Source organism: Yersinia sp. 2542 StPb PI (assembly GCF_048593855.1).
Taxonomy (GTDB): Bacteria; Pseudomonadota; Gammaproteobacteria; order Enterobacterales; family Enterobacteriaceae; genus Yersinia; species Yersinia enterocolitica_E.
This window is the reverse complement of record NZ_JAZGQA010000167.1, coordinates 1-9,274: the sequence shown is the minus strand read 5'-3', so window position 1 is coordinate 9,274 and position 9,274 is coordinate 1. Positions and strand designations below refer to the sequence as shown.

The window sequence follows — 9,274 nt, the reverse complement described above, 5'->3', positions numbered from 1 at the left end:
ATATCAGTTCAATAAATTAGTTAGCTAAACTGTTATAGGCTGATAAGGGATAATAGTGATGTATATTATTTACTCATCCGCAGAAATCAACCCTTGAGTGTCGATTTCTGCGGATGAGTATAAATAATAGCGGTTTTTATCGTTTTGCATTGCTTTAAACGGTCAAAACAATTTTCCCGATATGTGTACTGCCTTCCATCAACTCATGCGCTTTCGATGCTTCTTCCAGTGGGAATGTCTGGCAGATTTGCGGCTTCATATTGCCCTTACCCAGTAAAGGCCAGACTTGCTTTTGCAGTTCTTGGGCGATCAGTGCTTTTTCTGCAACGCTACGAGAGCGCAATGTGGAGCCGGTGTGTGTCAGGCGTTTTAGCAACATTAACATCAGGTTAAGATCTTTAGCATTACCATTTTGTGTACCAATTTGAACAATACGCCCATTCATGGCCGCAGCTTCATAATTGCGCCCGACATACTCTCCAGCAATTAAATCAACAATAACATCAGCCCCTTTACCGGCAGTAGCGCGTTTAGTTTCAGTGACAAAATCTTGGGTGTGGTAGTTAATAGCAACATCTGCCCCTAACTTCAGGCACGCTTGACGTTTTTCCTCTGAACCCACAGTGACAATCACTGTCTGTGCGCCAAATGCTTTGCTCAGTAATATTGCGGTGGTCCCAATACCCGAAGATCCGCCGTGAATTAAGACTGTTTCACCGGCGCTAAAATGGCCTCGTTGGAATAGGTTGGTCCATACGGTAAAGAATGTTTCAGGTAACGCCGCTGCTTCAATATCAGTAAGGGGGGAGGGAATAGGTAAGGCATTGGTTTCATGTATGACACAGTATTGCGCATAACCCCCACCAGCTATCAGCCCACAGACTCTGTCTCCGATCTTAAAACGGCTAACATCAGCCGCAATGGCGACCACTTCGCCGGCAACTTCTAATCCAGGAATATCTGAGGCTCCCGGCGGCGGCGCATACTGACCACGACGTTGCATCACATCAGGGCGGTTAACACCTGCGGCTGAAACTTTAACTAATATTTCGCCCGCAGCAGGCATCGGTGTTGGACGCTGTATGGCCGCTAAGACTTCTGGTCCACCAGACTGAGTGATTTCAATTGCGACCATATTCGCCGGGAGGTGCGTTAACGATGTCATAATATTCCTCTTGTCGCCTAAAAGTGGTAAGTCCGATGCTATGCCGGTGACTACGAGACTATCTTAGTCTGGTAATGGAAATAATTCATGACGAGAATGTGCTTAAGTGATGACAAAAATAAGCGTCAGAAAACATCAGTGAAGTAGAAAACAAAAAAAGCGCCCAACAGAGTGGGCGCACAAATTTGCAAAGGAGTCGTGCATGTATGGCTTACTTGCAGGGCTACAATCAAGACTAAGAGATGTTTGGAACGCTTTGATTGTATGAACATTACTTTTCTTACGCTATAGGTATAAATCTGAAATTGTGGACCAGGATAACCCGCGGCGTGCGGTGACGAGATAGCCACCGTACGCCGCGCTAAGCCTAACCCTTATAGTGCCAGCAGACCTGATAGTGATAGCTTTCATTCGTCAGCAAGTGATCAGCGTGAACACTAGGGCTCCATGAGTCGTCACCACCGACCCCCATATGAAAACCATCGATATTCAACCAGGTACCTTGCTCTGGTTTTAGTAAGTGCTGGTGGCTGGTTGTCATCAGTTGCTGCGTGCTGTAACGGCTGATACCAAAATGGAACCGACCGGTTAATTGCCAGTTTCCGTAACGCAGAGAGTGGGTATTACAGCGTAAGCCATTTTCACTCGGGAAAATGTAGGGTGTGTGCATCTGCTCAAGCGGCTGTGACCACTGACCATATTGTGCTGAAAGCTGTCGGTCAGGATAGTTTTCATGTGGCCCTAACCCTTGCCAGTCAACATATGGAGCGAGATCTGATAGTTGGCAGCACATACCGATTCTGGCCGGAGGGGGAAGTGATGTTGCCACTTCAACCTGAACATCAATGGTCATACGGCCTTGCTGATCAAAACGGTATAACCAATGTGAATGCAATAGCACTTCATTGGCAAACTCATAGCTGTAGTCGGCACAGATTTGTATTGAGTGGGAGAGGCTATCAGCGTGTAATGATAGACAACGTTGTTCCAACTGATACATTCCCGCCTTTTTCCAGCGTTCAACCCAGGCGTTGGGGTCGATACGGGTTGCTTCGCTAATACCGATATCGTTATCCAGTGGCGCACGAACAAATTGATCACGCAGCGGGCTAAGTAACACCGGTAATTCACCCACCCACCATTGTTCCAGCAAGCCAGTCTGACGATTGAACTGCCAACGCTGTTGCTGGTGAGTCACCATAATCGAGTGCGCATCTTGAATGAGCTGAAGCTCGCTTGGCTCGGTACTATTTAGCTCAGTGCTATTTGGCACAGAGCGGCGGGGTATAGATAGCGCCCGAGGTAAACGCCATTGATGCCAGGCGCTGCGATGGTTACTGGCTGCCCAAGGTGTTTCTGTTCTCAGCCTGACGTCGACGTTTAACCATAAATGGCCGGGTTTATCTGTCAGGGGTAATTGCTCTGCCAGCCTGTAGTGCTGCGTAGCCTCAGGAGATAAATCAAGAGAAAAGTCACCTTCCTGTATCAATTCGCCGTCTAATTCAATTCGCCAATAGAGCTGTTCATTATCACTGTGTCTGAACAGATATTCACTGGTGACACTTATCACCAGTGGCGTGGTGCTCAGTAATGAAAATTGGAAAAACTGCTGCGCGCATTGTGCTTCGTACAAGCTGGGATGAGGGCTGCGGTCAGGGAAAACTAACCCGTTCATACAAAATTGACGGTCATTGGGGCTATCACCAAAATCACCACCATAAGCCCAGTAAGGTTCACCATTCTCATCATCGCGGACAAGGCTTTGATCTACCCAATCCCAAATAAAACCACCCTGTAACCGAGGATATTGGCGGAATGCCTGCCAGTAACGGGCAAACCCACCAAAGCTATTACCCATTGCATGAGCGTATTCACACAGAATCAATGGGCGAGATTCATCAGGCAAACCAATCCATTTCTTGATTGCCCATTTTGGCACCGCTGGGAAAGGTTGGTCCTCATCCACGCGAGCATACATTGGGCATACAATATCGGTCGCGAGCGTATTTGCGCCGCCGCCTTCGTATTGTACCGGACGTGTCGGGTCATTGGTTTTAATCCAGCGATAGAGGGCATCATGGGTTGCGCCATGGCCAGATTCGTTGCCCAAAGACCAAATAATGATACAGGGGTGATTACGGTCACGCTGAACCATGCGCGTAACCCGTTCGCTGAAAGCAGAGAACCACTGAGGATCGTCCGCGAGACGCCCCATCGGTTGCATACCGTGTGTTTCAATATTGGCTTCGTCCACAACATACAGACCATAGCGATCACACAGGCGGTACCACAATGGATGGTTTGGATAGTGTGAGCAGCGCACGGCATTAAAGTTATGCTGTTTCATCAGAATGATGTCTTGCCGCATGCTCTCTTCATCTATGGTCTGACCGGTTTGCGGATGATGCTCATGACGGTTCACCCCCCGAATCAATACCGCTTTACCATTAACCTTAAGCAGACCCTGGTGGATGGCAACTTGTCGAAAACCGACATCATAGGCTTCCGACTCAATCAATTCTTGCTGCTGCGTGAGCAGCGAAATCACGGCGCGATACAGCGTGGGTTGTTCTGCACTCCATAAAGAGGGGGATTCCACCCGCAGCTTAAGATGGGTGCGATCAGTGTATTGCCCACGTTCATCAATGGCTTGGGTACCTAGCGGTTGCTGCAAACTGCTAATTAACTTATCTGCCAGCCACAATTGTACGCGGACTTGGTAAGCCCCAGTTATCTGTGGATCGTTGATGCTGAGTGGAGGAATATTTATCGCTGCCATTACCTCTAAATTGGCAGAGCTGAACTCCGGGGACAAATGTGTGGCGATATGGATATCCCGCAAATGGATCGCTGGTTTGTGAAGCAAACTGACATCACGGAAAATACCGCTCATGCGCCACATATCCTGATCTTCCAGATAACTGCCATCACTCCAACGTAAAACCAGAACGGCGATACGGTTATCACCTGCCTGTAAGTAAGGAGTGAGATCGAACTCAGCAGGCAGGCGACTGTCTTGGGAATAACCCACCCATTTTCCGTTACACCACAGATAAAATGCGGAACTGACACCATCAAAAATAATGCGTGTTTGGCCTGATGAGAGCCAATCTGGCTCTATAACGAAATTACGCGAATAACAACCGGTCGGGTTCTGTTGTGGTACTCGCGGCGGGTTGACCGGAATAGGGTATTGGACGTTAGTGTAAATCGGGGTGTCGTAACCATGGCGTTGCCAGTTGGCGGGGACTGGCAGTAATCTCGCTCCCGATAAATCGTGCTCAACCCACTCATCTGGTACTCTTTCTGGCTGGTCAAAATAGCTGAATGACCATTGTCCGTTGAGTAAACACCGTTGTGGCGAAGGGGTATCATTTTTTGCGCTGTCGCTATCACGCCAACTGTAAAAGGGAGGATGTGCTTCAAGGCGGTGATACTGCGTCACCTGCGGGTTCTCCCAATCTCTGCGTGACAAAATCTGCGATAGGGGCGGTTGAACCTGCTGTTGAACCTTCTGCTGTGACGTCATGATATCAGCCTCATTTCTGCGATGTGCGTGGATACTTTTTGTGCTGGTAAGTGATCAAAGGGTAAAAATGTTATGCGCTCACAATTATGTTGGGATAAAGATGAATTCAACGACAGATAAAGTAAATAGTGGTTGGATAAATAGTCGAGAGTGATCGCATTTATTCGTTTTTAAGGATAGAGCGCTTAAAGCGTGCTGTTGTTTGGCGTATTGTCAGTTCAGTGGCTAACAAGAGAGACGCAGAAGGTAACTCAATTGAGTGATGCAGCCTGACAATCAGGCGGGAAACGCTCTCTTCCCCTAATTGCTTGAAGTCCTGTCTGACAGTCGTCAGTGGCGGTTGGAAATAGGCGCTGTCTGCGGTGTCATCGTAACCAATGACCGAGACGTGCTCAGGGACATTGATATTATGCTCATGCAGAGCGCGTAATACACCAAGAGCCATTTGATCGTTAGCGACCAAAATGGCGCTAAAAGGGATGTTGCTGGTAATAAGTTGCAGTGTGGTCTGATAGCCGCTTTTGGCATTCCACTCACCGTGATAGACCGCCTGCGGTGTTAACGAGGCATCATTGAGTACCTGTAACCAGCCCTGATAACGTAACTGGGCTGAAATGGCATTTTTGGGCCCACAGATAAGGGCAATCTGCTGGTGGCCTAAGCTAATTAGGTGTTCAGCCCCCTGAACAGCCCCGACTTTGGCGTCAAACAGAACACTGAAGGCGGTGGATTGTGGATCAACATCCAGGAACAGCACTGGAGTATCAGCACACTGCTGGACAATTTTCTCGCAGCCTTTGGGCTTCAGCGGAATATTCACTAAGATCCCGTCCACCCGTTGGGCTAATAGCTCATTTATGGCTTGTTGGCAGGCTGGGCCAGTTTGATCATCAACCATGGCAATCACTATTGCGTATCCCAACTCGCGGGCTTTGCTTTTTATCGCTGCAGCTATTTGAGAAGGGGCATGCAACGCGAGATCTGTCGTTGCCAGCCCAAGCGTAAGGCTATGTTTCCCCGCTAATTGCTGTGCTACGCGGTTAGGAACATAGTTTAAGTCAGCCATGGCCTGTTCGACCTTGCTGCGGGTTTTTGGCGAGACATGAAGGGCCTGGTTTAAAACACGTGATACGGTTTGATATGACACTCCCGCCTGACGTGCAACATCATCTAAGGTGACAGACTTCGGCCTCATGCGTTCTTCTCAGGGATAGGTGGCTGCATATTATAGCAAACTCATGAGATAAACTTTCAGTACCCATCGGAAAACATGACGTAAAACAGCCCATTTAATACATTTTGCTCTTTTTATTATCGCCAGCGTTTGGGCAGCAGTAGTTTAGTAACAATAAATTTTATGATTATTCTGCGTAAAAGTGGGCATCAAGAGTATAATTAATAGCTTTTTTGGTTTTATTTTAGCCATGCAAACAAGAATCTGTAGTTTGCCCGCTAAAAAGAGTTGCTATTAAAAGCCGGTCATGAGTTAATGCGTCTCGGCCTGTGGTACAGACCTATTTATGCACGACATCTTGAGTAAAGTGGTTCATATTTAAAGCGTTATCGTTGATAGCTCTTCACTGACGAATTTCCTTCATAGTGCCTCCATAAGTAACGACTGATAACCGGCTATAACACGCCCATGGTGGCAAATTTTTTTAATAAAGGAAATACACATGTCTAACATGATGAAAGGTCAAGTAAAGTGGTTCAACGAGTCTAAAGGCTTCGGTTTCATCACTCCAGCTGATGGCAGCAAAGACGTGTTCGTTCACTTCTCTGCAATCCAAGATCAAGGCTTCAAGACCCTGGCTGAAGGCCAGAATGTACAGTTCTCTATCGAGAACGGTGCTAAAGGTCCGTCTGCAGCAAACGTAACTGCAATCTAATTGGCCTTTGGCTGATTATAAAAAAACCCGCTAAGGCGGGTTTTTTACTTTCTGGCATCCGGCAAGATCCTCTGCTTTATCCCCTCGATTCTGATTAACTCAGCTTCTCTTACTCAGTAAGCCAATACTGTTCTACCCTCGAATATATTCACCAAAAGCATACCGTTGTGTATACGTAAACCTTATCATTCTCACCTTATTCTGTACTACACTAGCAGCATTGATTTAATTGAAGGTAATATCATGAAAGTGAATGATCGGGTGACAGTAAAAACCGATGGCGGCCCACGGCGTGAGGGGGTTGTGTTAGAGGTTGAGCAGTTTAGTGAGGGCATTATGTATCTGGTTTCGTTGGAAGATTACCCCGCAGGTGTCTGGTTCTTTAACGAGATTGATAGCCATGATGGCACCTTTGTCGAGCCGCTTCACCCGTAACATTGGTGTTCTGTCTGTTGTGCTGCGAGCGGCGCAATAAAAAACCGGAGGAAGGTGAGTACACCTTGCCTCCGGTTTTGCTATCTAAATATCGTCACTATAGTTTGGTTGAACGATTTCGGTGTTAACTCAGAACGTTTCCCAGTTTAGTGAGTCGTCACCGGACTTCTTATTCCCGACCGCGCTCTTCTGTTTGGTGGACATAGGTGCTGGAGTTTTCAGTGACGGGGCAGGGTTGCCGCCTTTTAAATGGAATACTGCAACGGCTTGAGTCAAGATTTCAGCTTGTTGTTCCAACGAGGCCGCCGCCGCTGACGCTTCCTGAACTAAAGAGGCATTCTGTTGCGTGACATTGTCCATTTCTGAAACTGCCTGGGCAACCTGACTAATACCACGACTCTGCTCATCAGAAGCAGAGGCAATTTCACCCATAATATCAGTCACATGACTAACGGCTGTCACGATCTCATTCATCGCTTTACCGGCATCGGACACCAGGATGGATCCATCACCAATCAGGTCAACCGAGGCCTCAATCAACGATTCTATCTCTTTGGCAGCATCGGCGCTGCGCTGTGCCAGATTACGGACTTCACTGGCCACTACAGCAAAACCACGGCCTTGTTCGCCCGCCCGGGCAGCTTCAACCGCAGCATTCAGAGCCAGAATATTCGTTTGGAACGCGATACTATTAATTACATTGGTAATTTCAGCAATTTTCATTGAACTGAGGGATATCTTATCCATCGTGCTAACAACATCATTAACGATATCGCCACCCTGAGCAGCTTTACCTGAGGCGTTGGCTGCGAGCTGGCTCGCATGATGGGCATTCTCCGCATTTTGTTTTACGGTTGCGGTCAGTTGCTCCATGCTGGCGGCGGTCTGTTCAAGTGATGCGGCTTGTTGCTCGGTACGTGCCGAAAGGTCGGTATTACCCAGTGCAATTTCACTCGATCCCTGGTAAATAGATTCAGCACTGCTGCGCACAGCTTCCACAGTTAGGGATAACGAATCCTGCATTTGTTGGATATTGTTACCCAGCACACCAATTTCATTGCGGCCAAATGAGACCGAACTTTGTGTCAAATCCCCCTGAGCAATACGCTGAATACGTGCTACCAGCCAATTAATCGGCTTGATGATGACTTTGCTGATCACTAAAAAAGCAATTAATGTCAGTAAGATGGCCAGAATAAAAGCGCCTCCCATCAGCATATAACCAAGACGGGCTTGTTGTTGGGCGGTCTGATTAATCTGGTTAGCCCGTTCGGTGCGATACTTAACTGCTTTCAGCAGTGGTTCATTATAAGCATCATCCAACTGATTAAGTTTTTCAGCTTCGAGGGAAATAACTTCTTCAAAATGACCTTCTTTCGTCGCGTCGAGCATGAGTTTCATCCCCTCGTCGCGATACTGTTCATAGGCTTTTTTCAATGGTGCATCTAATGCGCTATCCGTTTCGGATTTAACCGGACGGTTATAGTAGAGATTAAACATTTGCTGCGATTGAGCGATACGGCTCTCAGCGTTTTTTAGCCCCTGCTGATAACCCTCGGTATCACCGATACGTGCCGCTGATGCTGCTTGAATCAGAATAAGGCGTGCAGTACGCAGGTGGTTCGAACTGTTAGACAGACCCAGGCGGATATCTAGCTCTTGCGTCGCCTCTTCCAGTGATTGGTTACTCTGTTTTAAGAAGTAACCTGACGTCCCAATCGCCGCTGCAAATAAAAGCAGTATTCCCGCCAAGATGGCGATAAACAAAGTGACCAGACGCATATTATTAATAAACAATACTTTCGTATTTTTATTCTGTTCTGGCGCTATTTTTATATCCAATGGCTGATGCGTACTTCCACGTTTCATTGTTAGTTCCGTTTCTATAGTCGCTCGAGGAAAGGTCCTTGCCTGATGTACCCGGTATGTTTGAAGCTATAGCCTGGTTCGCTGTAACGCCGATTTACGGTGGGTACAGGCATCGCTACTTAAAGTTAATCCACCCCTATATCTAAAAAAATCTCAACAGTCCTTTAAGAACCTATCGGCAACGGAGCTAAAATAGTTAGGGTTATAAATGGGATCACGATCGCAATTTGGATTAAAGATCGATAGGATTTCTGTAATTGTGTCAATGACTTGATGGTAAGGATAGGGGGATGCACTCAGTTGGCTGAGTGAGGGGGTATAGGTGTCATTGTGCGCGAGTCTTAGCGAGGGTGATTGAGTATGGGCACCGACGTGGGGAATGGCAGG

At 47.3% G+C, this 9,274-nt stretch carries 6 protein-coding genes; 2 read left to right on the top strand and 4 right to left on the bottom strand.

What is annotated here, in order from left to right; all coding sequences use genetic code 11:
* Positions 1-154 precede the first annotated feature (154 nt).
* The 3 genes from V1952_RS16980 to V1952_RS16970 form a co-directional block, all read right to left on the bottom strand.
* Positions 155-1,165: an NAD(P)H-quinone oxidoreductase gene (locus V1952_RS16980; protein WP_420075167.1), complete on the bottom strand. Its 1,011-nt coding sequence runs from the start codon at positions 1,163-1,165 to the stop codon at positions 155-157.
* A gap of 367 nt (positions 1,166-1,532) precedes the next feature.
* Complete coding sequence (locus tag V1952_RS16975; RefSeq protein ID WP_420075166.1) at positions 1,533-4,694, bottom strand: beta-galactosidase; 3,162 nt, start codon at positions 4,692-4,694, stop codon at positions 1,533-1,535.
* 160 nt (positions 4,695-4,854) lie between these two features.
* Positions 4,855-5,889, bottom strand: coding sequence for a LacI family DNA-binding transcriptional regulator (locus tag V1952_RS16970; protein WP_420070834.1), 1,035 nt, complete (start codon positions 5,887-5,889; stop codon positions 4,855-4,857).
* Between the two features lie 481 nt (positions 5,890-6,370).
* On the opposite strand from V1952_RS16970, the gene cspE reads away from it, so the two are divergent.
* Positions 6,371-6,583 carry a transcription antiterminator/RNA stability regulator CspE gene (gene cspE / locus V1952_RS16965; protein WP_002210893.1) on the top strand — a complete coding sequence of 71 codons (213 nt, stop codon included), beginning with the start codon at positions 6,371-6,373 and terminating at the stop codon, positions 6,581-6,583.
* Positions 6,584-6,826: 243 nt separating this feature from the next.
* Positions 6,827-7,018: a protein DsrB gene (dsrB, locus tag V1952_RS16960; RefSeq protein WP_372558655.1), complete on the top strand. Its 192-nt coding sequence runs from the start codon at positions 6,827-6,829 to the stop codon at positions 7,016-7,018.
* Between the two features lie 129 nt (positions 7,019-7,147).
* Here the strand turns inward: dsrB and V1952_RS16955 are convergent, their stop codons facing one another.
* Entirely contained in the window at positions 7,148-8,887 is a 1,740-nt protein-coding gene (locus V1952_RS16955; RefSeq protein WP_083159180.1) for a methyl-accepting chemotaxis protein, read from the bottom strand.
* Positions 8,888-9,274 lie beyond the last annotated feature (387 nt).

Coding starts and splice junctions, on each gene's coding strand:
- V1952_RS16980 (WP_420075167.1), bottom strand. CDS start 1,165: ATGACATCGTTAACGCACCTCCCGGCGAATATGGTCGCAATTGAAATC.
- dsrB (WP_372558655.1), top strand. CDS start 6,827: ATGAAAGTGAATGATCGGGTGACAGTAAAAACCGATGGCGGCCCACGG.
- V1952_RS16955 (WP_083159180.1), bottom strand. CDS start 8,887: ATGAAACGTGGAAGTACGCATCAGCCATTGGATATAAAAATAGCGCCA.
- cspE (WP_002210893.1), top strand. CDS start 6,371: ATGTCTAACATGATGAAAGGTCAAGTAAAGTGGTTCAACGAGTCTAAA.
- V1952_RS16975 (WP_420075166.1), bottom strand. CDS start 4,694: ATGACGTCACAGCAGAAGGTTCAACAGCAGGTTCAACCGCCCCTATCG.
- V1952_RS16970 (WP_420070834.1), bottom strand. CDS start 5,889: ATGAGGCCGAAGTCTGTCACCTTAGATGATGTTGCACGTCAGGCGGGA.